At 37.7% G+C, this 23,463-nt stretch carries 24 protein-coding genes; 7 read left to right on the forward strand and 17 right to left on the reverse strand.

The window, feature by feature from the left end; all coding sequences use genetic code 11:
* Window positions 1-423 precede the first annotated feature (423 nt).
* The 4 genes from ACZZZW_RS18345 (at window position 424) to ACZZZW_RS18360 (ending at window position 3,838) form a co-directional block, all read left to right on the forward strand.
* Window positions 424-2,238: a type VI secretion system Vgr family protein gene (locus tag ACZZZW_RS18345; protein ID WP_463495565.1), complete on the forward strand. Its 1,815-nt coding sequence runs from the start codon at window positions 424-426 to the stop codon at window positions 2,236-2,238.
* Window position 2,239: 1 nt separating this feature from the next.
* Window positions 2,240-2,428, forward strand: coding sequence for a hypothetical protein (locus tag ACZZZW_RS18350; protein ID WP_055910793.1), 189 nt, complete (start codon window positions 2,240-2,242; stop codon window positions 2,426-2,428).
* 89 nt (window positions 2,429-2,517) lie between these two features.
* Window positions 2,518-3,372 (forward strand): hypothetical protein, encoded by an 855-nt coding sequence (locus ACZZZW_RS18355; protein WP_463495568.1) that lies wholly within the window; start codon window positions 2,518-2,520, stop codon window positions 3,370-3,372.
* 82 nt (window positions 3,373-3,454) lie between these two features.
* A complete protein-coding gene (locus ACZZZW_RS18360; protein ID WP_055910796.1) occupies window positions 3,455-3,838 on the forward strand; it encodes a hypothetical protein in 384 nt (127 codons plus the stop codon).
* Between the two features lie 13 nt (window positions 3,839-3,851).
* Here the strand turns inward: ACZZZW_RS18360 and ACZZZW_RS18365 are convergent, their stop codons facing one another.
* From ACZZZW_RS18365 to ACZZZW_RS18405, 9 genes are all read right to left on the reverse strand, one after another.
* Window positions 3,852-4,664, reverse strand: a complete 813-nt coding sequence (locus tag ACZZZW_RS18365; RefSeq protein WP_463495570.1) for a DUF6597 domain-containing transcriptional factor — start codon at window positions 4,662-4,664, stop codon at window positions 3,852-3,854.
* Between the two features lie 554 nt (window positions 4,665-5,218).
* Window positions 5,219-6,568, reverse strand: coding sequence for an alkaline phosphatase family protein (locus ACZZZW_RS18370; protein ID WP_055910801.1), 1,350 nt, complete (start codon window positions 6,566-6,568; stop codon window positions 5,219-5,221).
* Between the two features lie 4 nt (window positions 6,569-6,572).
* On the reverse strand, window positions 6,573-7,754 hold the full coding sequence (eboE, locus tag ACZZZW_RS18375) for a metabolite traffic protein EboE (protein WP_463495573.1): 1,182 nt from the start codon (window positions 7,752-7,754) through the stop codon (window positions 6,573-6,575).
* A 4-nt stretch (window positions 7,755-7,758) separates the two neighbouring features.
* Complete coding sequence (locus tag ACZZZW_RS18380) at window positions 7,759-9,003, reverse strand: 3-dehydroquinate synthase (RefSeq protein ID WP_463495575.1); 1,245 nt, start codon at window positions 9,001-9,003, stop codon at window positions 7,759-7,761.
* Complete coding sequence (gene eboC / locus ACZZZW_RS18385) at window positions 8,948-9,832, reverse strand: UbiA-like protein EboC (protein WP_235526106.1); 885 nt, start codon at window positions 9,830-9,832, stop codon at window positions 8,948-8,950. Before eboC ends, ACZZZW_RS18380 begins: the two co-directional genes overlap by 56 nt.
* A gap of 5 nt (window positions 9,833-9,837) precedes the next feature.
* Entirely contained in the window at window positions 9,838-10,785 is a 948-nt protein-coding gene (locus ACZZZW_RS18390; protein WP_463495578.1) for a TatD family hydrolase, read from the reverse strand.
* A 66-nt stretch (window positions 10,786-10,851) separates the two neighbouring features.
* Window positions 10,852-11,715: an EboA domain-containing protein gene (locus tag ACZZZW_RS18395; RefSeq protein WP_463495580.1), complete on the reverse strand. Its 864-nt coding sequence runs from the start codon at window positions 11,713-11,715 to the stop codon at window positions 10,852-10,854.
* A 10-nt stretch (window positions 11,716-11,725) separates the two neighbouring features.
* The gene (locus ACZZZW_RS18400) at window positions 11,726-12,106 is read right to left on the reverse strand and encodes a transmembrane 220 family protein (RefSeq protein ID WP_055910808.1); all 381 of its coding nucleotides are present in this window, start codon (window positions 12,104-12,106) and stop codon (window positions 11,726-11,728) included.
* Window positions 12,107-12,336: 230 nt separating this feature from the next.
* The gene (locus ACZZZW_RS18405; RefSeq protein ID WP_055910810.1) at window positions 12,337-12,627 is read right to left on the reverse strand and encodes a hypothetical protein; all 291 of its coding nucleotides are present in this window, start codon (window positions 12,625-12,627) and stop codon (window positions 12,337-12,339) included.
* A gap of 171 nt (window positions 12,628-12,798) precedes the next feature.
* Here ACZZZW_RS18405 and ACZZZW_RS18410 point away from each other — a divergent pair, with 171 nt between their 5' ends.
* Both ACZZZW_RS18410 and ACZZZW_RS18415 read left to right on the forward strand, forming a co-directional pair.
* Window positions 12,799-13,653, forward strand: coding sequence for a helix-turn-helix domain-containing protein (locus tag ACZZZW_RS18410; protein WP_055910812.1), 855 nt, complete (start codon window positions 12,799-12,801; stop codon window positions 13,651-13,653).
* A 75-nt stretch (window positions 13,654-13,728) separates the two neighbouring features.
* A complete protein-coding gene (locus tag ACZZZW_RS18415) occupies window positions 13,729-14,421 on the forward strand; it encodes a ferredoxin reductase domain-containing protein (RefSeq protein ID WP_055910814.1) in 693 nt (230 codons plus the stop codon).
* Window positions 14,422-14,435: 14 nt separating this feature from the next.
* Here the strand turns inward: ACZZZW_RS18415 and ACZZZW_RS18420 are convergent, their stop codons facing one another.
* From ACZZZW_RS18420 to ACZZZW_RS18440, 5 genes are all read right to left on the reverse strand, one after another.
* The gene (locus ACZZZW_RS18420; RefSeq protein WP_055910816.1) at window positions 14,436-14,780 is read right to left on the reverse strand and encodes a hypothetical protein; all 345 of its coding nucleotides are present in this window, start codon (window positions 14,778-14,780) and stop codon (window positions 14,436-14,438) included.
* 234 nt (window positions 14,781-15,014) lie between these two features.
* Complete coding sequence (locus ACZZZW_RS18425) at window positions 15,015-15,887, reverse strand: AraC family transcriptional regulator (protein WP_055910819.1); 873 nt, start codon at window positions 15,885-15,887, stop codon at window positions 15,015-15,017.
* Window positions 15,888-15,943: 56 nt separating this feature from the next.
* Entirely contained in the window at window positions 15,944-16,405 is a 462-nt protein-coding gene (locus ACZZZW_RS18430; protein ID WP_055910821.1) for a hypothetical protein, read from the reverse strand.
* Window positions 16,406-16,853: 448 nt separating this feature from the next.
* Window positions 16,854-18,128 (reverse strand): group II intron reverse transcriptase/maturase, encoded by a 1,275-nt coding sequence (ltrA, locus tag ACZZZW_RS18435; RefSeq protein WP_463495586.1) that lies wholly within the window; start codon window positions 18,126-18,128, stop codon window positions 16,854-16,856.
* Between the two features lie 672 nt (window positions 18,129-18,800).
* Window positions 18,801-20,225, reverse strand: coding sequence for a glycoside hydrolase family 125 protein (locus ACZZZW_RS18440; RefSeq protein WP_055907841.1), 1,425 nt, complete (start codon window positions 20,223-20,225; stop codon window positions 18,801-18,803).
* A gap of 286 nt (window positions 20,226-20,511) precedes the next feature.
* Between ACZZZW_RS18440 and ACZZZW_RS18445 the strand changes: the two genes are divergently transcribed.
* Window positions 20,512-21,699 carry an acetyltransferase domain-containing protein gene (locus tag ACZZZW_RS18445; RefSeq protein WP_055907839.1) on the forward strand — a complete coding sequence of 396 codons (1,188 nt, stop codon included), beginning with the start codon at window positions 20,512-20,514 and terminating at the stop codon, window positions 21,697-21,699.
* On the opposite strand, the gene ACZZZW_RS18450 is transcribed toward ACZZZW_RS18445, so the two are convergent.
* From ACZZZW_RS18450 to ACZZZW_RS18460, 3 genes are all read right to left on the reverse strand, one after another.
* The gene (locus tag ACZZZW_RS18450; protein WP_055907857.1) at window positions 21,696-22,301 is read right to left on the reverse strand and encodes a thioredoxin family protein; all 606 of its coding nucleotides are present in this window, start codon (window positions 22,299-22,301) and stop codon (window positions 21,696-21,698) included. The two genes, ACZZZW_RS18445 and ACZZZW_RS18450, sit on opposite strands and share 4 nt — an antisense overlap.
* A 6-nt stretch (window positions 22,302-22,307) precedes the next feature.
* A complete protein-coding gene (locus ACZZZW_RS18455; RefSeq protein ID WP_055907836.1) occupies window positions 22,308-22,775 on the reverse strand; it encodes a TlpA disulfide reductase family protein in 468 nt (155 codons plus the stop codon).
* Between the two features lie 123 nt (window positions 22,776-22,898).
* Window positions 22,899-23,396, reverse strand: a complete 498-nt coding sequence (locus ACZZZW_RS18460) for a C40 family peptidase (protein ID WP_082458727.1) — start codon at window positions 23,394-23,396, stop codon at window positions 22,899-22,901.
* Window positions 23,397-23,463: the final 67 nt, after the last annotated feature.

A 23,463-nucleotide genomic window follows, 5' to 3' on the forward strand; every position in this document is an offset into this window, starting at 1 on the left:
TGTTCGGTTTTGTTGATTTGTATTTTTTAAAAGTAGAACAAGCAAATGAGCAAAACAACATAAATCACAGCGCAAACGATTGACTAATTTTTTGCAACAGCCAAAATACTTTAGTCATAATACAATTCCATAATTAAAACATGTAGAAGTATTTCCACAACTACAAACCCAATCGGGGAAAATCAGCTCCATTTGCAATAAATCTCAAAAGCAAAAATGTCAATGTTATTATTTTTTCATAGTCTTAGCAAAAGTCTATAAATACCATTTGCGAACAACAAATGAACATTTTACTGGAAATTTAGTGCCTAATTTGCTTCAAAAACGGTTTTATATCCTTCGGATTTCAAAACTGGTTAAAGGTTTGTTTAGAGATAGCTAGCAAATGATGCACACTAACTTAATTTGTTCTAACTAACGCTCATGGAAAATAAACTCATTACTGAAATTAATATTGAAGGCAAACGCATTACCCATTTCGATTCTTTTGATTTAAAACAACAATTTAACAGTCACCACCATTTCGAACTTCGGTTTAAGCCAAACCAAATTGGCCTGCCCGGTTTAATTACCCTTGATAATAGTCGGGATTATGTTGGCAAAACACTTACCATTTCATTTGGTTATCATGCAGAGAAAATGCAGGAATTTGCAGGCCTCATTACCAAGGTGGAGCTCAGCCAAAGCCATGGTTATCATGGTGAATTGATTGTAAGTGGATATAGTCCAACCATTTTAATAGATCGCGGAGCAGATTTAGGTTCCTATCTTGGTAAAGATTTAAATGAAATTGCTGTCTTAATTGCAAAGGATACTCCTGTTAATGACCTTAAAATTGTTTGCAATACACGGCGCAAAACACCTATAGATTATATTATCCAGTATAAGGAAAGTGATTTTGAATTTCTTAACCGTATATCTGGAGAGTACCACGAATGGCTTTTTTATGATGGCAAGCAACTTAATTTTGGCAAACCAGACGAACTGAAGGAAGTTTCTCTATTTTATGGTCGCGATGTGCAGCAGCTGCAATATGCCATGGAAGTTGCCCCGATCAAATCAAAACATTTTTCCTACCATCCAACCGAAGATGAAATGTTGCAAAGTGAAGGTACTATTGAAAGTGATAATCTACCAAATCTTGCTCATGCAATACAGGCATCAAATAATACTTTCAGCAAAAGCTTTAATCAATCATCATTAATTAGGGCAAATAACCATAATGAAATACAAAACCATGTAGATGATTTAGAAAAAGCGACTGTTTCGGAGCTTTTAAAAATAAATGCCAAAGGTGATAATGCTGCACTCGGCATTGGTTGTATTGCAGAAATTATAATGAGCTTTAAGCAAGATGCTGATTTCATGAACGAAAGTTTAGGTAAATTTCTGATTACAAGCATTAATCACCACATCAATGTTGCGGGTAAATACCACAACACATTTGAAGGTTTAGTGGCAACAACTGAACGTATTTCAGTTAAAAATTTCCGAAAACCTCATTCGGATACGCATCTGGCTGATGTGGTAGATAATAATGACCCACTAGGGAAAGGCAGGATTAAAGTGAAATTTAAATGGGATTGTTTAAGCAATGATGTTACCGAATGGCTGAGAATTATAACACCAGATGCTGGCAGAAGCGTACATGTAAATACGAACAGGGGCTTTGTTTTTGTTCCAGAAGTGGGCGACCAGGTAGCGGTAACTTTTGAAGAAGGGAATATTGCCAGACCAATTGTAATGGGAAGTATTTTTCATGGCAATAATGGTGCTGGAGGTTATGAAAACAATCATTTAAAATCGATTTCGACCAAAAGTGGGCATTTGGTGGAATTTAACGATACATCAGGTGCTGAAACCATTACTATAACGGATAAAAATAAGAACATCATCAGGTTTGATACCAATGCCTCAAGTATTGAGATATCTGCACCTGAAAACATTAGTATTAAAGCTAAAAATATAGATATTAATGCCCAGCAAAACATTTCATTATCAGCAGGAAACCATATTTATAACAATGCTGCAGAAAATATTGCGAGTAATGCCGGCGAAAATTATTCATTAATGGCCCAAAACATCATGATGGTTGCGAATGACAACGTTAGTAAAACTGCCACTCAAATTGAAAAAAATGCCGAAGAAATTAATATAAACAGTACTAAGGAGAACATTGAATTTCACAGTTCTAAAGAGATTACAAACAAAAGTGGTAGTAAAGTAAAGCTGTTTTAAAATGGGAACTATTAAATATATTGCTAAAACCATAACCGAAAATGCAGGAAGTATTAAATGGGTAGCCACAAATGGAAATATAAGTTTTAATGCTGCCAAAGAAGTGGTATTAAAGAGCGGAACCAAAGTTGTATATGGCGAATATGAATCTATTGAGGATAAAAGTATTGAGGAAGATGATTCAAAGTAATATGAAGAGCAAGAAGTTAAATCCAAGCTCCGACGTTGAAGGAATTTCTTTGATATTTTTAGCATAATAATATTAAACAACGAGTAGCAATGGATAGAATCTCCTACAAACCTTTTTTAAGCCCGCTAAAATTATTTTTTAATGTAGAAATCTCTGAAAAAACGCCTCTAAAGGTTGAAAATACAACAAGGCTTTATGAAATAGATATTTTACCAGATGAAACTTCTTTTTGGACAGGAAATCAGCGCGTAAAAATAATTCGAAGACTTAATTCAATAAATGATTTAGCCCATAATGTTGCTGATGCATTTATGCAACAGGTTTCTACAACGCTACATCAGATCACCCTTAAATTAGGTCATAATGGAATGCCAATAGGTATTGAACAACAAAATGAACTTTGGTTAAATTGGTTGGCTATACGAGCTAACCTGGCAGATAGCTTTACTGGAAATTGGATTGATTTTGCGCTGAAAGAGATTGATCAGAAAATGTTGCCGGGGGCAGCCATAACAAATTATATTATGGAAGATTTATTGCTTAACGAATATTTTAGGGCGGTATATGATGCCGTCTTTCAACAAGATACCTTTACTTGTAAAAGAACAGTACATGGTTTATGCCCATTCCCTATCAAACTTAATGAGAAGTGGCTACTTCAAACCTCAGCAACAGGCCATTTGATTACCTTTTCTGGTGAATGTGAAAACCTCATGAATATCACCGATTTCAATAATTGGCTTAAGAAAACGGGGAATCAACTTACTGAAATAAACTCTACAGGGTTTTACCATATAGATCACATTACTGGCTGGTGCAACGCCATGGAAAGTAATTACCTGCTAAAAGGAAACAATAGTTACGAAAAAACGCTTAAAATTATGGTTGCAACAAATTCTTTATTTATAACCACCATTAAACCTCTCCAAACTTTGGAGGAATAAAAGAATATGTATATTCACAAAAGTTTAGTGCTTATGTAGCGTATTCCATTTCACAACCGTTTAAGCTTTAAATTAATGCCTTATGAAAAAAATATTATTATCTCTCTTTGCAATTGCCTGCACTCTTTATTTATCCTGTAAAAAAACAAATAGTACCGACGGACCTGGTGAAGTTTATGGCAAATGGAAACTAACAGAAACTTATCAAGATCCCGGTGATGGAAGTGGTAAATATAGAAAAGTAATGGGCGATGCAAAATACCTCACAATTGAGAAATCAGGAAAACTTCAGGGAGATGCTCTTCCAGACTTATCTTCTTTTAAGATTTTAGACAGTGTTCAAATGGAAGTTTATAATAATACCTATAAAAAGCCGCTTATTTATCGTTACAAAGTTTCAGCAAAAGCATTGGAACTAAATCCTCCCTGCTTTGAGGGATGCGGCTATAAATTTGTGAAAGAATAACGTAAAAACAGCATTAGCTCCTCGAATTACAAATACCTTGTTGAAATTTTAAATACCTGGATGGACTTAAATCAAGGTAATGTTTAAAATCATGAATTAATTGACTTTGATCGTAAAAGCCACAACGCTCAATTACTACAAACCAATTTACGTCATTGTTATTTACAGTCAATTGCTGAACAAGCTCAACCGCTTTTAAAAAACGCATGTAACGGCCAATCTCTTTAGATGAATAGCCCAGATGATTTTTTGCTTTCATTTGTACCGATCGTTCTGATATTTTTTGCTGATCAGCGATTTGTTTCACAGGGCTAACCGCACTATTGCCAAAAGCAATAATTTGTTCGGTTAGTGGATGCCGGTTTTGGATGTAAAGTTTACTAAATTGGAGCAACTGCGTAACTTTATCACTAACCTGATCCATTTTACTTAGGCTTTCCCAAAGCATGGTGAAACAATTATCATTTAACAAATCATCCGGATGAACATGTTCAATTAGTGACGCTGTACCAAAAAAACGGAAAAAAGCATCATCTTTAAAATTCACTACCAGCATTTCACCTCCTGGTGGCATCACATACGTAAAAGCTTGCTTAACGGGTCCTAAAACCAGGCATTTATCCATTGATATTTCTTCCTTTTCTTTTGTAATAAGCGAAATTGCCGCACCAAAGTTAAATACCATTATTGATTGGAAAGTGGGCAAAAAGGTATGGATGATGGGATTGCTTGATTTGTTTTCGGCAAAGTAGAAATGTGAAATCAATTCGTCAAATTCAGCTGGCACTGGTATCCTGTAACCATTGTATTCATCACTAGTTTTCATAATCAAATATGACTATTTAACTTAAAATGATAAAGCGGATTATCTTGGTAGAAAGAATAAAAGCATTTTTTTAACCACAGATGGACACAGATTTACACGGATTATATCTGTGTCCATTCTTTTTATCTGTGGTTAAACTAAATTTGCCCGTAGCTAAGGCTTAGCACAAACATATAGATCAAATCCCATCAAGGCGTCGTTATTGCTGTAAGGCTTTTTCAGCCTGTGAAGCAATCTCTCAAGCTTAAAATATAACCACAATAAAACTAAGTTTCGGTTGGCGAGGCACTAATGCGATTAAATAAGTGTTTTTTTAGCCACGGATGGACACAGATAAACACGGATTATATCTGTGTCCATTCTTTTTATCTGTGGTTAAACTAAATTTGTCCGTAGCTAGGGCCTAACACCAATCAAATAAGCATTTTTTAGCCACGGATGGTCACAGATTAACACGGATCTTACACCTGTGTCCATTCTTTTTATCTGTGGTAAATTAAGTTTGCCCGTAGCTAAGGCTTAGCACCAACATAAGCAAATAATAAAACATTTAATTATCTTATTAAACTATCCCAAATTACCTGATATACATCGGGTGCCTGTAACTTTTTATTTACCGCTTTTGAAGTCACAAGAATAGGTTTAAATGCATCTTCAACATTTGTACGACCGTGAGATCCTTTAACCAAGGTAGCATCAAGCGGAATAACGTCCATCACATAGCGGAATCCGGCTTTCTTTCTTAACAGTTTATAGCCTGCCCTGAGTTTGGAGGTCATAAACATTTCTACCGGATCATATCCTGGTTTTTTATGAATATCTACCACCCTCGCATAATCAGGGGCTTTGGCATCATCCAACCAGAAATAATAAGTAAACCAACTCCCCTCCTTCGCTACCAGCACCAAATCGCCAGAACGTTCGTGGTTAATATGATGTTTTTTCTGTTCTTCCTTATCAAGTACCAACTCAATCTCAGCAATACCTTTTAATATCGACTTCACTTTTTCGGTTACACTTTTATCGTTAATGTACACATGCGCAATCTGGTGGTCGGCCACAACAAAAGCTTTAGATGCCCCTGCATCCAGAAGTTCTAACCCTCTTTCTTCACGGATCTGTAGTAAACCATTTTCCCTCAACAAACTGTTTAAATGGATCGGGTTATTTACTGGTGAAATACCATACTCGGAAAGCAGCATAATTTTAGCACCTCTGCTTTCGTAAAAGCGCACCAGCTCTTCTACCACCTGATCAATTTCTGTGAGTTCTGTACTGATCTTCTCCAAATCCGGACCAAATTTTTGCAGGCAATAATCCAAATGTGGCAGGTAAATCAGTGTTAGTGTTGGATTATGAAGCTTTTCAGTCTCCATTGAGGCATCAGCAATCCATTTAGTAGATTTAATATTGGCACCTGGTCCCCAAAACTGAAACAATGGAAATTGCCCGAGTTTATTTTGTAAATGATCACGGAGTTCGGCAGGTTGTGAATAGCAATCAGGCAGTTTACGACCATCAGCAAGGTAATTTGGCCGTGGTGTTACCGAATAATCGGCAGTAGAGTACATATTGTACCACCAGAACATATTGGCACAGGTAAAATCCGGATCTTCTTTTTTAGCCTGATCCCATATTTTTTCGGCATTTACCAGTTTATTGGATTGCTTCCAGAATTTAATTTCTGCATCTGCATGATCGTACCATCCGTTGCCTACAATGCCATTTTCAGCAGGAAACTTACCCGTTAGATAACTGGATTGAACCGCTGTTGTAACCGCTGGCAATAAAGGTTCGATATGAGTTAAATGATTTTCAGAAATGTATTTTTGAATAAAAGGTGTATGTGCTCCAATTACGGAAGCAGATAAACCTACGATATCGATAACAACTGTTTTGTGCATGATTTTAAGATGTTAATAAATTTTTCACCCAGGCCAGTTCCCTGATAATTGAATCGTTTAAAGGTGCTTTTAAAGCAGCAGGCAAAACTTCCCAGGTATAGGTTTCTACCTCCAGGTGGTTGGTAAAGGGATTGCTTTTGTGCAAATTTAAAACCTCTGTAATGTCTGATTGTGTAGATTGGATCAATCCCATATCCTCAACAAAAATCGGCACATGAAAATGCGCTCTCCACTCCTCTACTGTTGTATCTCCTCCTTCAAGCAATGCATTGGGAAGATCGGGGTACCGCACTAAATTACCATCCTTCTTTTTGGCAATTACCTGATGGAGATAAGTTGGCTCATCAAAACCCCTTAATTGATCCAAAACTGCCGTCCGTTCAGAAACAATTGCTGGTAACTTCGCTTTCAGGGCAGCACTAATCTGTATTTTCCCAATTTTTATGCCTTTTTCGTTCAACTCATTTATGATGGCGGTATGCGGTTCGTAACCAATGGCAAAATGACAAACATCATAACACAAACAAATATGTGTTTTAACTATCGTTTCTCCATCATGAGCCTTACTGGCGGGTAAAAGTTCATTTTGATACCAGTTGATAAATTCGGCTCCCGATTCTAAAAAACCATCGGGTTCTGGCTCAATATCCAAATGGATAATTTTACCGGTTTGTTTATGCAAAACTGCTAAACCAGTGGCAACTTCTACTATGTTAGATGTTGCAGTAGTTGTTGCTGCCTGCCTTTCCTGATCATCTTTAAACCAGGGTTTATAGCTCAATGGTGAGGTAGAAATGCCACCATCCATACCTTCTGGAAGTATCTGCGTAAGGATTTCAGCCAAACGAAGTGTATAATCTACCCGTGCTCTAGTGGTCCAATCGGGTGCATGTACCTGATCTTTCACCTTTGTATTATGGAAACCACCATACGGAAATCCATTCATGGTAAACACGTAACCACCCGCTACATCAAGCCATTGCTTAAAGGTGATTAAATGATCTTCCTGCAATAGTTCTATGCTGGCCAGGTTAGATAGGCGCAAACCAATACCCATGGGTGAATCGGGCGATATTTGTGCTTTTAATATGGAAAAACTATCCCTTAACACTTCAAAATGTGCCATCCAGTTTTCGCCTGCATAAATATTGGTACAGAAAGTTAAATGTCCGGAAGTTAATTTCATGTATTTATTGTTGGATAAATAGTGCTTGATTATTTAAAATTCCGGCTGCCTTTTTCAAAATTTCGGTATCTATTTCGTGTACTTCTTCACCACTACCCAATGCCGTTAACAAAGTGATGGTTAACTCACCACCAAGATGCTCCCTGAATTCTTCCAATCCTTGCAAAATCGGACTGTTGCCTTCAGTAACCTGCAATAATGGATGGGTTAATTCGAAACCAAGCACCTGAATTAAGGCAATTACCCTTTGTGCATCCTCAGCACTGATCCTTCCTGATAAATTGGAATATACAGTGTCTAAGGCAATACCCATGGCAACCGCTTCACCATGTCTGATTTCGAAATTGGTTAAGTATTCGAGTTTATGGGCACTCCAATGACCAAAATCAAGCGGCCTTGCCGAACCGTTTTCAAAAGGATCGGCGCTACGGATATGTTCCATATGAAGTTTGGCACATTTCCAGATCTGATAATTCATTGCAGCCATATCGCGGGCCGCAAGTGCAGCAGCATTGGCCTCAAGCCATTCGAAAAATTCGACATCTTTTATCAATGCAACCTTAATCGCTTCTGCAATGCCCGAACGCCAATCGCGGTCGGATAATGTTTTCAAAAATAATTCATCATTAAAAACAGCAACCGGAGGTGAAAATGTGCCCAGGAAATTCTTTTTATTAAAATAATTAATGCCGTTTTTTACGCCTACACCAGAGTCGTTTTGCGAAAGCACTGTACTTGGTATCCTGATGTGTTTTATACCTCTGTGGGCAACTGTAGCAGCATAACCCACCATATCGAGTACAGCCCCGCCGCCAATTGCAGCCACAAAAGAATGCCTGTCTATACCATGAACATTGATCGCCTCCAAAACCTGGTCGAAATACTTTGTATCGTTTTTCACCAGCTCTCCGCCTGGAATTACTAAAATATCCTGAATAAGCTGCGTTTGAGCATATTTTGAAAAATATGCTTTAAGCTGATTATTTAGGTTTGGGTGTGTGTTTGCTACGCCTTCATCTATAACAAAAAGGATTTTTTTTATGGTAACAGCTGGATTTAGGTTCACTAAGAAACTGTTCAGCAACTCGTTTTCAGGTGAGAAAAGTGCTGAAGTAAAAAATACATTGTAATTGTACTGTGCCGTAAAAGATTGTTGTAAATGTTCCATTTTTATTGGATAATGTAATGTTCTGTTAAGTAACGGCGAATAATTTAGATAGCCACATGGATAGTGGCAACAATGCAGCAATTATAAAAGCTAAAATAAGGGCATCAAAAGTTACTGCCCAGGCAGCATCCATTAAAATGAGGGATATTACGCCTGCCTTCACCGCAGCACCTATATTTTTACCAACAGGCTGTTTTATTGCTTTTAAAAGAGGCTTAAAAATCATAAAGGTAAAAGGAACCAAAAACAATAGCGACCACAACAGCCTGTCGTTTACAAAAGCGAAATATGTAATGGCACAAATTACAATGGCATACAAAACTGCAGCCAGATACAAATTTTTAGTATTGCCGCCATGCACTTCTCCACGACTGGTCATGGTGATAGAAAAAATGTAAATTACCGGAATAATGGCCAAATAGTAATGGCTGTATAGCATAGTCGGAACAATGCTTAAGCCTAAAAGTAAATTAAAGCCTCTGCATAATCCCATGTTTAATGGACCAAAAAAAGAATGGTGTTTGCCAAATTTATTATAAAGCAAAGCAAAAACTGCGACTAAAACAGCAAACATGCCCGATGTAACACTATTTAATGTAGCCAAAACTATACCAGTTATCAACAAAAAGCTCCCTAAAACAGCAGCTTTTTTTAGGCTGATTAATCCGCTTGGAATTGCACGTTCGGGCCGTTCTATTTTATCAAGATCGGCATCAAAAACATCATTAAAAACGATTCCACCTCCATATAAACAGGCTGTAGATACGGCCAAAAGTACAATGGATAGCCATGGAATGGATAAACCGTTACTTAAAATGCCAGAAATAGCAATTCCGGCCAAAATATCGGCTACTGAAGTAACAATATTGGCTGGGCGCATCATGCGCAGATAAACAATTATTTTTTTCAATACGCTTAACTAATAATAATCGAAGATTTGTCTGGTTTTGGTTGCTGTCCGCCACGTAAAATGGTATTACCTTCAAATTTCTCGGTTAGGTCTACATTTTTTTGTGCATTAAAATCAGCTTCGTCAATCTGTCCGCTCTGAGCAAATGCAGTAATCGCATTTCGGTAAGTAACCAACTCGATGTCCTGATCGCTCAAACCACGCATTTTCATCAAGGCAGCTGTTTTAGGCACAGCCAATGGATCGCTGATGCCCCAATCGGCAGCAGAATTAACCATAATGCGTTCGGCTCCGTATTGTTTTACAATTTCTACCATCCTTTCATTTCCCATTTTGGTAAAAGGGTAAATGGTAAAAGCAGCAAAAAAACCTCTGTCTAATACTTCTTTTACGGTTTCTTCATTATTATGGTCAATAATTATGCTGTAAGGATCAAGGCCATGCTCCAAAGCAATATCCATACTCCGTTGTGTTCCTTTTTTCTTATCGCGGTGAGGGGTGTGTACCTGCACAGGCAAGCCAGCTTCTTTAGCCAGTTCTAGTTGCAGGCGGTAATATTTTTCTTCGGCAGCGGTTTGGTCGTCGAAACCAATTTCACCAATACCTACCACACCTTCTTTATAAATAAATAAAGGCAATATCTCCATCACCTGCTCGGCTAAACTTTCATTATTCGCTTCCCTTGAATTAAGGCCAATGGTACAATAATGTTTAATGCCAAACTGTGATGAACGGAAGCGTTCCCAGCCAATTAAACTACTATAATAATCTCTAAAGCTATCCAATCCTGTACGTGGCTGGCCTAACCAAAATGCAGGTTCTATCAGCGCAACAACTCCTGCATCGGCCATCGCCTGGTAATCATCTGTTGTTCTAGAAGTCATATGCACATGCGGATCGAAAAACTTCATCCCCTTAACTGCACTGATATCAAAAGCCTCAGGCGTTCCCATTAATGCTTTATCTCTTTCAATTGAACTACTGCAACACATATACTATCTATTTTGATTTTTTAATCTTTAAAATGAATTCCAGTTTAACTGCCCATCAGCAAGAGCGATTTTAAGTTCCGGAAAAGTATTTATATAATCCTTAGCAGGTTGATACTCAGATTCATCAACTGCAAGCGCTATGGAACGTTGTTCGGATTGATTATAACGCTGTAAACCAATTTTTAAGGCCTCAAAAATTTCTGCATTGATAAATTTGCCCACAAGGCGCCATAGTTGTGGGTTTACATCTCGCCCTGCTGCCCAACGTTCTTTTGCATAATCGGTAAGCGTTAAAGCCAGTGCTAAATTAGCACGTTCTTGCAAACCAACAATCAGTTTAACATTTTTTTCGGTAAAAAAGGCTTTTAGCACCAATTGGTTCCAGGCGGCTTCATTAAGGTTTTCTGATGGATATGGATTGTTTTCCATAATAGCTTCCAATACAGAACCGATATTGCTTCTGATTCCTTCTGCACAACGCTTTACCCAAATTTCGGGATAAGCTAAAAACGGTAATGCTGAATATAATGCCACGGCCTCATTCATCTCGGCCGATAAAAACAACCTATCTATGGTGGAATATAACTGATCCTGATTTTCTGAATTTAAAGTACTTAATAGCCATACCCTGCTGAGTCTATCAATTGTCCACGTATCAATGTAGCCGATTCCAGCTTTATCCAACGAAACTTTTTGTGCATCATTAATTTTAATACTGGCTTTCCCTGTCTTTCGCGGCACCATTACAAAAGCCTTGCTAATCTGTGCATTGCTATCGGTTGATTGCAGGGTTACCTCAAGCCAGTTTTTGCACTCATCGTTTACGTTACTTTTTACAATGTCCGATAAAATTTCATCGATCAATTTCTTATCATCCGCTCTCATCATCATAAACGCTTTTTTAACTTGTCATTCCGGCTGAAACAAAATAATTGATCAGCAAAGCTCCTGCAATAATCAGTAGGCCAAAAAATTCACGTGTTTGCTCAATATAGGGTTTTGTTGCCTGCATGCTTTGCACTAAACTTTCGCGCCTGTATTTTGTAATCCAATCGCGTACCCCATCCTTTGCAAAAAAAAGAATGATGGCATAAATAAGGTAAAAGGCGATTAAAAAAAGGTATACAAAAGGATAAAATTTACCTGCAGCAGCCAATCCACATGATATAGCGGCACTTAAGTAGATGGAAACCCAAAGAAAAGCATCGTTATCATTTAAGTTTACATAAGCAAAACCTAAAAACGAGATACAAAAAATAATGTTAAGGATAATTAAAAGCATTTTAAATTATTTGGTTTAAAACAAGCTAAATCGATTTCCCGATTCTTTATTCAAAAACAAAGTTATTTAAACTGAATGCTTTTTTTGCATTAAAATATGTAAATTATATACTGCTATTTAATATTTTGTTAACAACCGCTAAAAGCGGCGATTTTTTGTACTTTGTTGAACCTGGAACTGCATAAATAATTTGTGACTGACTTTAACAGATTATCAGAATTCAATTAGCTTTATTCTGCCTTTTGTTCTTTGGGATCTTTATCTCCAAGATAAGATTTAATCTTTTTCCGAAAGCGTTCAAGCTCCTTGATGGTTGAGTTAGATTTCATCAATTTTAACTTCGAAAACTTTTTCAATAGCTTTGATAAAGGAAGAAGAAATTGCTCGGTATGGCGGTGCATGGCGCATAAAACAGCCTCATTAATTGCACTACTTACCTCAAGCTGTTCGTGCCCATCTTTGCAAGAAAGTTCCATAAGGCATTCAAAAAGTAGTTTTTCTGCACTGATCAATTTGTTCATAAAGTTTATTTGCTCTTCATTTACTTATTCATAAACCATGCCAATATGTGGTGAATTCACCTTAAAGTTTATATCGTTTTAGAATCAAAAATGTGAATTTGTTAATCGATATGGGGAATCAAATTCAGTTAATTAGAAATTAATTAGCGTACAAAACAAGTAACTTTGGGCATGAACTACATCCCGGTACATTCGTTACAGGACAGAACTGCACATGGCTTGCAGATTAAACATTTTAATAAAGATGAGCTGCCGAATGATGATGCAATAACACTTGGTGCGCACCGTGATGACCACTATATTTTCTTTCTGCTGGAAGAAGGTATTGGATCATTAATGATTGATTTTAATGAAGTGCACTTGTCGGGAAATATGCTATATTATGTTTTACCTGCTCAGGTGCATCACCGAATCCGGAATGAAGCTGCAACAGGATGGTTTGTGGCTGTAGATACTTCCCTCATTCCACGAGAATGCAGGAATGTTTTTGAGGGGCAGTTATCACTTCAGCAGCCCTACCCACTCAATACCAACGAACTGAGGCAATGTCACGAGCTATTGCTTCTTCTTACCGAAAAGCAAAGTGATGATACCAACAGTCCGTTTTACACCACCATTGTACATTCTTTATTTCAATCCTTTATCGGGATGGCGGCAGGCTGTTACAGTCAACATACTGGGTTAAACCTTAATTTGTCACGTCCGGCGCAGATCAGTTCGCAGTTTAAACAATTGCTGAGTGCTGAAATGCATTCTAATAAAAGTCCGGCAGCGTATGCCTCGCTTTTAAATATTTCTGAATCTTATCTGAGTGAAGCCCTTAAAAAGCATACTGGTTTTCATGCAAGTTATTGGATACAGCAGGAAGTGATCATGGAAGCTAAAAGATTGTTATACTACAGCGAACTCACAGTTAAAGAAATTGCCCATAGTTTAGGTTATAACGATCACTCGTACTTTTGCCGTTTATTTAGAAAGGTAACGGGAACCCCAGCAATAGCGTTTAGACAGCAATACCGGAAATAATCCTATCATTACAACGATTCGGCTATTTTATCCATCTTAAAAACCAGGTTTCTTTGTAGTGTAAAAACATACGAAATGGAAACCTCTATATTAACACAAATCAGAAAAAAGGCAGGAAGAATAATTGAAAGCCAATTGCTTAAACCAGGACGCGTATTGGATGTGCGGTATTGGGAATCTTCTGATATGATTGAAATTGATCTCCACCTTCCCTATGCAGAAATGCAAAATTGGAACCAGATTCCATACATCAAACTTTGTGTGGATGATTTTACTTTTCGTGACTATACACCTTTTGGCTGGGATGTAGAAACAGCAACCTGCTCGCTATTGATTGATACTGATCATGACGGTCCGGGGAGTCGTTGGGCAAAAGCACTTCATAACGGTGATACCATTCACTATTTAAAAATGGAAAGTACGCGCCAGGCACCACATCCAACAGATTTTGTGGTGGGATTGGGCGATTCCAGCAGCCTTGGTCATCTGCTTGCTTTGCAACAACTCACCATGCCAAAAGCCCGTTTTGAGGGTGCTGTACTGCTTCCAAACCTAAATTGCGGGAAATTGCTATCTGAATATTTTTCTGTATCCTTAAATACCTTAACCACAGTTACAGAAATTACAGATTGGCTGTTAAAACAAGGATATTGCACAACACACACCTGGTTTTACCTTGTTGGTAACCACCATTTCGTTACGAAATTGCGCAAATTATTAAAAAGCTTAGGGCATGCCAATATCCGCATTAAGGGGTTTTGGTCTTGATTTACAATTTATTTTTACGAACCTGCTTCATCATCGTTGGAAGCAACACCAAGATTCCTGACTACGTTTAGTACTCCTGTTCGCCAATGCAGATAACCCAGGTTGCCACAGATTTCGATTACTTGCTCTTCAATTTTTGCAGGCACATCATTTACAACGCGAAAACGTATTTTATACTTAGGATTATAACTGATATAGATAATAAGGTCTGCATTACGCTCTCCAACATCGGATAGGAATTCAAGATGTTTATCACGCAATTCTTCTGCTGCCCGCTGTAACCGTTCATTCATCAACTTCGAAAGCGCCTTATCCGGAACAAAATCAGTTTCCAGGATAGCCAATACCGTAACCACCATGTGTGCAAAAATAAAAACCTATCTCATAACCACAAGGGCAATTTATCAATCAACTGAAAATGAGGTTGAATAATTTCTTATTTATGTTTATAAATGCGGTTTCTTTAAAATGAGCCTATAAATCTGCTAACAAAAGGCGGTTAAATTGCGCTCAGATAGATCTGGTAGCTTATTGATATTGGCATAATTTTGATGAGGATAGCTTTTTATTCAAAACATCCTTCTAATAATAACCTATTTGGTGTAATCCCTTTTAAATTGCTCTGGAGTTAAACCTGAGTATTTTTTAAAGAATTTAGTAAAATAAGAATTGTCGTTAAAGTTAAGTTCATTAGCGATTTGAGAAATATTCACTTCACCACTCACCAGCAAACGTTTAGCTTCAAGTAGAATACGTTCCCTGATAACCTCTCCTGCCTGTGCTCCTATTAATTCTTTACAAATTGCATTCAAATGGTTTGGAGTGATAAACAGCATTTCGGCATAATCTTTTGGCATCCTTTTCAGCAAGTAGTTTTCTTCAACCAGTTTCTGAAAATTACGCAATACCACCATGTTATGGGTTTGAAATTGCTGCAATTGTGTAACAGCCGTTTGCTGTTCTACCAAATGCAGAAGAGAAAGTAGCAACACCCTTTGAAAATCAGTATTCTTATTTGAATTTATGTTTACCTGGGTATATAATTGATTACATAGTACCTCTACATCATTTCTAATTCCTGGCGGTAAATCTTTCACATTTCCTTGGTCCGCCCCTGCAAAAAAAGAAAAACCTTCCAAATAATCTGGTTTCAACAAAAAAGACTGGAAAAAATCCTTTTCAAAATTGAAAATGTAACCATCTACCTTATTATCAAAATTCCAGGTATGCACCTGTCCTGGCGACATAAAATAAATTTGCCAGGGCGTAACTTTATATTTATTAAAATCGATAGAATGAGTGCCGGAGCCTGCGGTAAAAATAACGAAATGATAGAAAGTGTGGCGGTGTGGAAAGATCAGATTCTGGTGTACCGCTAAATAATGCTTTAGGTGATCTACTAAAATATCACCATGATTGCCATCAGTTAATGTACAGGAATCCAGAATTGGTATAACGTCTCTCATTCGCAAATTTAACAATTGCGAAGGTAATGCATTTAAGAAAGCGCTTCAATTAGAAATTATTTTTTTACGGTATGCTCATTAATACGACTTGGATCATAGTGCAATCCCGGAGAAAGCCAATACAACAATACCATTCTGGAATATCTGTAATTAAAAGGTGAAAGCAAAGCAACCCCAGTAAATATTACCAAAACGAAATACCACAGGTTTTCATAAACAATATCAAGACCTAAAATATAGGCTGCAACGCTAATCGAAATTATTTCTGCAACATTCATGGCATAACTCACAAACATTGATACATAAAAATAACCAGGTTCACGTTCAAATTTTAATGCACACACCTTACAAACTTCATTCATTTTTTGAATTTTAAGTCCGTAAACTGCTCCGGTAAAAACCGATCCCATTCTACACCTTGGGCATTTTGAATGAATAAAACCACTCCATTGAGAAACCGCAGGTTTTTGATTACTTAATTTTAAATCTGAGAATTGATTGTTAATGGTGTTTTCCATAATGAAATTCGTTTACCAAAGGTAAAAACCCGAATAGGATAAATTATTGTATCAATCAACTTATAAATGGTATTATTTAAGGTCTATTATTGAACTGCAATGTAATAATATACTTTCTGCAACAATTTGTAACGCAAAAAAGGGCAAACATTATTTACGTTCGCCCTTTTTCTGTTTAAAGTCATCACAAATTAAGCAGACCTATTTACAGTGAACGGATAGACGGTCAATTCATGTTGAATAAAAATAACACAATTCGACCAAATAATGTAACATTTTGGATATAAAATATATGAAAATATAAAGTATTCGTAACAGGACTTTGCATCTTCAAAACGATCAGAACAAAAAAAATTCAGAATCAGATAAATCCAGTAAGAAGCAGGGAATTAGTTTCCCTGCTGTCTCCTCACACCACCGTACGTACCGTTCGGTATACGGCGGTTTGTTAGAATAACTTCGTTTGGTGTGTCGTTTTCCAATAGTAATAATTGGTAAATCCATCAAGTCCATGCCTCAAAAAGAACTTCTTGTCAAGGGTTGTAAGTAATATCGGGCTGTTTGCAGTCCTACAGTACCCCTTACGGGTATTGGCCAATTGATAGGCCCTTGATTTTACCAACCCCATCTTCATTAAATTCCGCGCTCTACCCGTTATACTCTTCCATTGCTTCCAAAGAACAATCCGCAGTCTGGTCCTCATCAACTCGTCCAGTCTGGTCATATGACTCTTTGCTTCTGCAATAGAGAAATAATTAACCCAACCATGAATGATTTCCTTAAGCGTTAATATTCTTTCTTGGAATGGAACTGGTTGGCTACGTTTAGTTTGCTCCCGGATTTTCTCCTTGATCGCTCTTAGAGATTTGGATGAAATTCGCATCTTCCATCCCTCTTTGCTACCATAGAATGAAAACCCGAGCAGACTACTTTGGCTTGGCCTGCTAACCTTACTTTTTTCCCTGTTAACCTTCAGTTTCAGGCAGTCTTCCAGATATACTGAAATACTTCTCATTACCCGGTGTCCTGATTTCCTGCTTCTTAGATAGATACTGCAATCATCAGCATATCGCACGAACCTGTGCCCACGCTCCTCGAGCTTAACATCGAGTTCGTGAAGGATAACATTTGATAGTAACGGACTTAATGGACTGCCTTGTGGCGTTCCTTCTTTTCTTGGGCTGACCAATCCATTCTCCATGATCCCCACACTCAAATAAAGACGAATAAGCTTCAATGTCCGCTTATCCTTTATCTTTACTGACAGCAGATGCATAAGTTTATCATGGTTTACCCGGTCAAAAAATTTGTCCAGGTCAAGTTCCACAATCCAGGTGTAACCTGTGTTAAGATATTCCTGAGCCTTTAACACTGCCTGATGGGCATTGCGATCTGGCCGGAAACCATGACTCTCAGAGGAAAAGTCGCCCTCGTACTTGGGGCTCAGCCATTGAGAGATGGCCTGCTGGATCAACCGGTCAATGACCGTTGGGATGCCAAGCATCCTCTTACCACCACTGCCTTTGGGAATCTCTACCTTTCTTACAGCGTTCGGTCGGTAATGGCCTGATAAAATATCACTCCGTAATGCCTGCCAGTTAGCATTCAGGTAGTCGCGAAGTTCATCGGTCTGCATACCATCAATACCACCAGCACCCTTATTGGCAGTAACCTGCCTAAAGGCTCTTTGTACATTTCGGATGTCTAATATTTCTTCAAGCATAATACTAAAAAAAAAAACTCCTTCCCAGGCATTGTGTACATTGGTTGCACGGCTCGGCTCAGCTCCTCTTATAATTTACTCTCGGATTCCGTCCTACCCTCATATAAGCAGTTCTCTAATGTGGTTCCGCTGTAAACGCTCTGCCATAAACTTCCTGTTTCCTTTGCCATCCTAACATTTGGTCCTTTCTGCATCCGAAAAATGCAGTACTACGACCGCTGCTGACTTCTGATTGAGGCATTTAACATCTCTGCCAAATGTTTCTTCTCCTGTAATCGCGCTTACAATTGACAGAACTCATTCAGATCTCCCGGGGTAAGACAATCTACTTCCTATGGATGTGGCCTCTGTATCTGCGTAATAGTCCCCGTGCAGTATTGGGCTTCTGTTTGTTTCGCAACATCACCCGGACTAAATCCGCCTCGTATACAGTTTCTGTTCGTAAGCCCCCATATTTGCCGCGGACTTCCTTCAGATTCGCAGTCACCCACGACACCCTTGTCTCGAGCTAACACTTCCTACTGCTAAGCGTGTTCGGGACTTGAACCCTATAGTCGATTGCCATGCCCGGCGCACGAACAAAAAGAGTGGAATTAATTCAATTCCACTCTAAAATTATATGAACACGCTGTATTTATTGGCAATCGATTTTGAATAAATACCGTCTTGATTTTAAGCCTTCAATAAAGCTGGTTTTTCATGATAAGTTCTCCAAAGCAACTCACCAAATAAGGTGTTAGACCATGCAAACCAGGCCCTGGTAAAATTAGCAGGATTGTCTTTATTAAAAGATTCGTGCATGAAACCTTTACCAGCATGTGTTTTACGTAAAGTATCGATGCAGTATTTAATTTCTGCATCATCTTTTGAGGTTAAGGCACGCATGGTAATGCTCATTGGCCAGATCATATCTTGCCCGGCATGCGGACCACCAATACCTTCTGCTGCTGTACCTTTAAAAAAGTAAGGATTATCTTTTGAAAGGGCGAATTTCCTTGTATTCTGGTATATGGGATCTTCTACTTTCATTGCTCCTAAATATGGTAAGCCGAGTAAACTCGGTACGTTCGAATCGTCCATCAGGTATGAACTTCCAAAACCATCAACCTCAAAAGCGTAAATTTTACCGTATTTTGGATGGTTAACTATTGCATGCTTTTGCAAGGCTGCATTAACTTCATCGGCAAGATTTAACAAATTGCTCTCCAAAGTTTTATCAGGCTGCAAAGCTTTAATCATCTCTGCTGCTTGTTTTAAGCTAGATACTGCAAAAAAGTTTGAAGGCACCAGGAAAGGGAAAATTGTGGCATCATCACTCGGACGGAAAGCAGAGCAGATTAAGCCCACCGGATTTACCGGGAAACCATAACCGGCCATTGGCAACGAATCTGTAGGTTGGGTAGTTTCTCTCTGGAAATGGTATGGACCTTTGTCTGTTTTGCGCTGCTGCTCTTTGAAAGTTTTCAAAGTTGCTTCAATTCCTTTTTTCCAATCGGCATCAAAAGGGGTTTTATCACCTGTTTTTTTCCAATAATGATAAGCTAAACGGATAGGATAACATAAAGAATCTATTTCCCATTTGCGCTCGTGTACGCCGGGCTGCATGGTGGTTTTATCTGTTTTCCATTCGCCAACTTTAGTAGCATCCCCGTAAAATGCATTGGCATAAGGATCTTTCAAAACACATTGTGTTTGATGAATGATTACCCCTGCGATTACCTTTTTAAGTGGTTCATCTTCGTTTACAAATTGCAGATAAGGCCAAACCTGTGCAGAACTATCGCGCAACCACATTGCATCAATATCACCAGTGATTACATAAGTATCTGGTCTGCCATTTTTTTCAGAATGATAAACGGTAGTATCTAGGGTATTCGGGAAACAATTTTCGAATAACCAGGCAAGCTCAGGGTTTTTTACGTTTGCCTGAAAAGTTTTGATTGCTGCATCTACAGCTTTACTCTGGAAATGTCGTTTAGCAGCAGCCACACGTACCACAGGAAATTCTGGTGCGAGATTAGCCGCAAAGGAGAATTTCGATGCGACTACGCCTGCTCCCAACAAGCCTGTGTTTTGTATAAATGTTCTTCTTTTCATTATGATGTGTTATGATAATTTGGTCAATTTTAAATAACCGAAATCCATCTGGTATTGATTATGATCAATTTAAGGATAAGATATTATTCGGTTAGCGCTTAACAAATATTATTATAATTTTTGGAACATCAAAATCATTAACAGCAATTAAACTATTCCTAAATCGATTTTCTTAAACAATACATTATAATACCTGTAAAGATCAATATGGTAAATTTAAAGGTAATAAATTAAGGCTTTATAAATAATTGTGAATTGTTATCTTTAAGCAACCAAACTAATTGCTATGAGTGCCGACAGCAGTACCCCATCAAAGCGCATATTATCCATTGACATATTGCGTGGCTTAGTTATGATCATTATGGCTTTAGACCATACCAGAGATTTCTTCCACATTGGTGCAATGATTGCTGATCCATTAAATCCTGATACCACGACCGGAATTTTGTTCTTTACCCGTTGGATAACTCATTTCTGCGCACCCACATTTGTATTTTTATCCGGATTATCCGCATACTTATCTGCCCAAAGTAAAACCCCAGCCCAAGCAAGCTCATTTTTATTGAAGCGTGGCTTATGGCTAATTGTAATAGAAATTGCATTGATTACGCTTGGTTTAACCTTTAATCCTTTTTACAATTTTATTATCCTTCAGGTAATATGGGCTATTGGCTTTAGCATGATTTTTTTGGCACTATTTAGCCGTATTTCTTATAAAATGGTTTTAATTACTGGTTTGGTATTGGTTTTTGGCCATAATCTTTTTAATGTATTCCCTGCAACAGCGGATGCCAATGGCGGTTTATTTCTGAAAGTGTTTTTTACGGCCTCAGGAACTGTAATTCCCTTATCCAATAACCATCTTATCGGCGATTTTTATGCCATACTCCCGTGGACGGGAATTATGTTTGTGGGTTATGGCATTGGCGCGTGGTACAAAAAAGACTATAATATTGACCGTAGAAAACGTAATTTATTAATAGTTGGGTCACTCACTCTTTTTACATTTATAGCATTAAGATTGATCAATTTATATGGCGATCCTGTGCCGAGAAAAGATTACCATGATCTATTTAAAAACCTGCTTGCTTTTTTTAACGTCAATAAATACCCGCCATCATTACAATATGCAACAATGACTTTGGGCCCGGCAATGCTGATTTTGGCCTTTACTGAAAAGATAAACAACTGGTTTACCAGAATCACATCTGTATATGGTGCTGTGCCATTTTTTTATTATGTGCTACACTTTTATCTGCTGCATACGCTACTAGTAATCGTATTTTTTGCCACAGGGCATACCAATAAAGAAATTGTACAAATTCCGTTCTGGTTTAGGCCGGCAACATTTGGTTTTAATCTCCCTATTGTATACCTGATATGGTTTTGTGCAGTAGCATCCCTTTATTTACCATGTAAATGGTTTAAGAAATACAAAGAAACACACAAACAGTGGTGGTTAAGCTATGTTTAAGCTTTTTTCCATTTTATGCTGCAACCAACAGCCTTAGTGGATGATATTATAGGTTTTTTACCAGCAGATAATTCGTTAACGGCATTTTTTACGTATTCGATTTTTGTTGGGCTGGCTTCTTCCGGGTCATTATCAATCGCTCCGATATATTCAATTATATTACCCTTGTCGGTTTTATTCAGCACAAAAACATGTGGCGTTCTTGAAGCACCAAATTGTTTGGTTACCAAATGGTCAGGATCTAAGAGATAAGGAAAATTAAATTTCTTTTCTGTGGCCAGCACCTGCATTTTTTGGAAACTTTCATCAGGAACAGTGCCAGCATCATTTGGATTAATCGCTATAACTGGATAACCCTTTGGCGCATAAACTTCATTTAAAGCAGCGATACGGTTTTGATAAGCTTTAGCCACAGGGCAGGTATTACAGGTAAAAACAACAATATATCCTTTTGCATCCTTGTAATCGGCCAAGGTTACCATTTTGTTATCTACATTCTTCAGCGAGAAATCTTTAACTACATCGCCCACTTTATAGCCTTCAGTTTGTGCAAATGCGAATCGTGAAATCAGCATAAATGCCATCAAAATAATTGTTTTCATTGCCATCTATTTTAAGTTTAACAAAGTATTTTTAAGTTCTGTTTCTGTAAATTCCCGCTCATAAAAACGCCTGATTTTCTTATTTACAAAAAGAGTAGCCGGAATAGCACCAGACCATTTCTTATCGATCCTTTCTATATATTGTTGTTGATCAGGCTCATTTAAAAGAAATACTTCAGCATTAATTTTATTACTTTTCACAAATGGAGTTACTTCCTTTTGCAGTTTTGATTTAAAATCTAAACTCACTAAGAGTACTTTAACCGGCTTTTTTAAATTGGCTAAACGTAATTTTTCAAAATTTGGCAATTCGGCTACACATGGCGAACACCACGTTGCCCAGAAATTGATGACATAGGTAGTATCTTTCCCGTTGGCAATGCGTTTATCCAAATCATCAAGTTTAAGCAGTTTAACCTGTGCATTAACTGAATAAGTAACTAAAGATAAGCAGATTATAAAAAATATACGCATAAAAGAATAACGAAAAATGATAGGGTTTGTTTTATTGATTGTAACCTAGAAAGCGATAGTCATTTCTACTGAGGTCACCTATTTTTCATAGGAAGCGCACTCCAGTCGAAATTACGAAAATGATTAGTTCACCGATCCTGATTTAACCAAAACCTTTTGATAGGCGGGCAACATTAAATCATCAACAATTACCCCCCTTGTGGTACTGGCATGCACAAAAAAACCGTTATTAAGGTAAACACCAACATGATCTACATCGTTACCACCGAATGAGAAAAATACCAGATCTCCCTCTTTTAAGTTATCGATATCTTTTCTTCTTACTGCATTGGCCTGATCGCGTGATATGCGTGGAAGCGTAATGCCATAAATCTCTTTCTCCAATAAAAAAGCAAAACCAGAGCAATCAATACCACTTTTATCCAGTCCGCCAAAACGGTACCTCACCCCTGTCCAATCGGTGATAAAACGGTAAAGTGGTTTACTTTTTAAATTCGCCATGGCATCGGCGGCTTTGGAAGCTTTTGTATCACTTTTAACGGTATACTTCCTTGTTCCACAAGAAGTTATAAAAATAGAGAGCACTAAAATTATAGAAAAAGAATATTTAGATTTTAGCATAATTTTTAATTCCTTGATCAACATTCACTCAACTCTTTTAATGAACTGCTGTATTCATCATTCGAAT

The sequence above is a fragment of the Pedobacter sp. AC379 genome (genome assembly GCF_979258145.1).

Bases quoted from the DNA above. Each gene is read 5' to 3' on its own strand.
- ACZZZW_RS18395 (WP_463495580.1), bottom strand. From the start codon at position 11,715: ATGATGATGAGAGCGGATGATAAGAAATTGATCGATGAAATTTTATCG.
- ACZZZW_RS18390 (WP_463495578.1), bottom strand. From the start codon at position 10,785: ATGGGAACGCCTGAGGCTTTTGATATCAGTGCAGTTAAGGGGATGAAG.
- ACZZZW_RS18355 (WP_463495568.1), top strand. From the start codon at position 2,518: ATGGATAGAATCTCCTACAAACCTTTTTTAAGCCCGCTAAAATTATTT.
- ACZZZW_RS18440 (WP_055907841.1), bottom strand. From the start codon at position 20,225: ATGAAAAGAAGAACATTTATACAAAACACAGGCTTGTTGGGAGCAGGC.
- ACZZZW_RS18445 (WP_055907839.1), top strand. From the start codon at position 20,512: ATGAGTGCCGACAGCAGTACCCCATCAAAGCGCATATTATCCATTGAC.
- ltrA (WP_463495586.1), bottom strand. From the start codon at position 18,128: ATGCTTGAAGAAATATTAGACATCCGAAATGTACAAAGAGCCTTTAGG.
- ACZZZW_RS18450 (WP_055907857.1), bottom strand. From the start codon at position 22,301: ATGAAAACAATTATTTTGATGGCATTTATGCTGATTTCACGATTCGCA.
- ACZZZW_RS18360 (WP_055910796.1), top strand. From the start codon at position 3,455: ATGAAAAAAATATTATTATCTCTCTTTGCAATTGCCTGCACTCTTTAT.
- ACZZZW_RS18455 (WP_055907836.1), bottom strand. From the start codon at position 22,775: ATGCGTATATTTTTTATAATCTGCTTATCTTTAGTTACTTATTCAGTT.
- ACZZZW_RS18460 (WP_082458727.1), bottom strand. From the start codon at position 23,396: ATGCTAAAATCTAAATATTCTTTTTCTATAATTTTAGTGCTCTCTATT.
- ACZZZW_RS18425 (WP_055910819.1), bottom strand. From the start codon at position 15,887: ATGAGAGACGTTATACCAATTCTGGATTCCTGTACATTAACTGATGGC.
- ACZZZW_RS18430 (WP_055910821.1), bottom strand. From the start codon at position 16,405: ATGGAAAACACCATTAACAATCAATTCTCAGATTTAAAATTAAGTAAT.
- ACZZZW_RS18350 (WP_055910793.1), top strand. From the start codon at position 2,240: ATGGGAACTATTAAATATATTGCTAAAACCATAACCGAAAATGCAGGA.
- ACZZZW_RS18420 (WP_055910816.1), bottom strand. From the start codon at position 14,780: ATGGTGGTTACGGTATTGGCTATCCTGGAAACTGATTTTGTTCCGGAT.
- ACZZZW_RS18405 (WP_055910810.1), bottom strand. From the start codon at position 12,627: ATGAACAAATTGATCAGTGCAGAAAAACTACTTTTTGAATGCCTTATG.
- eboE (WP_463495573.1), bottom strand. From the start codon at position 7,754: ATGAAATTAACTTCCGGACATTTAACTTTCTGTACCAATATTTATGCA.
- ACZZZW_RS18400 (WP_055910808.1), bottom strand. From the start codon at position 12,106: ATGCTTTTAATTATCCTTAACATTATTTTTTGTATCTCGTTTTTAGGT.
- ACZZZW_RS18415 (WP_055910814.1), top strand. From the start codon at position 13,729: ATGGAAACCTCTATATTAACACAAATCAGAAAAAAGGCAGGAAGAATA.
- ACZZZW_RS18365 (WP_463495570.1), bottom strand. From the start codon at position 4,664: ATGAAAACTAGTGATGAATACAATGGTTACAGGATACCAGTGCCAGCT.
- ACZZZW_RS18370 (WP_055910801.1), bottom strand. From the start codon at position 6,568: ATGCACAAAACAGTTGTTATCGATATCGTAGGTTTATCTGCTTCCGTA.
- ACZZZW_RS18410 (WP_055910812.1), top strand. From the start codon at position 12,799: ATGAACTACATCCCGGTACATTCGTTACAGGACAGAACTGCACATGGC.
- ACZZZW_RS18345 (WP_463495565.1), top strand. From the start codon at position 424: ATGGAAAATAAACTCATTACTGAAATTAATATTGAAGGCAAACGCATT.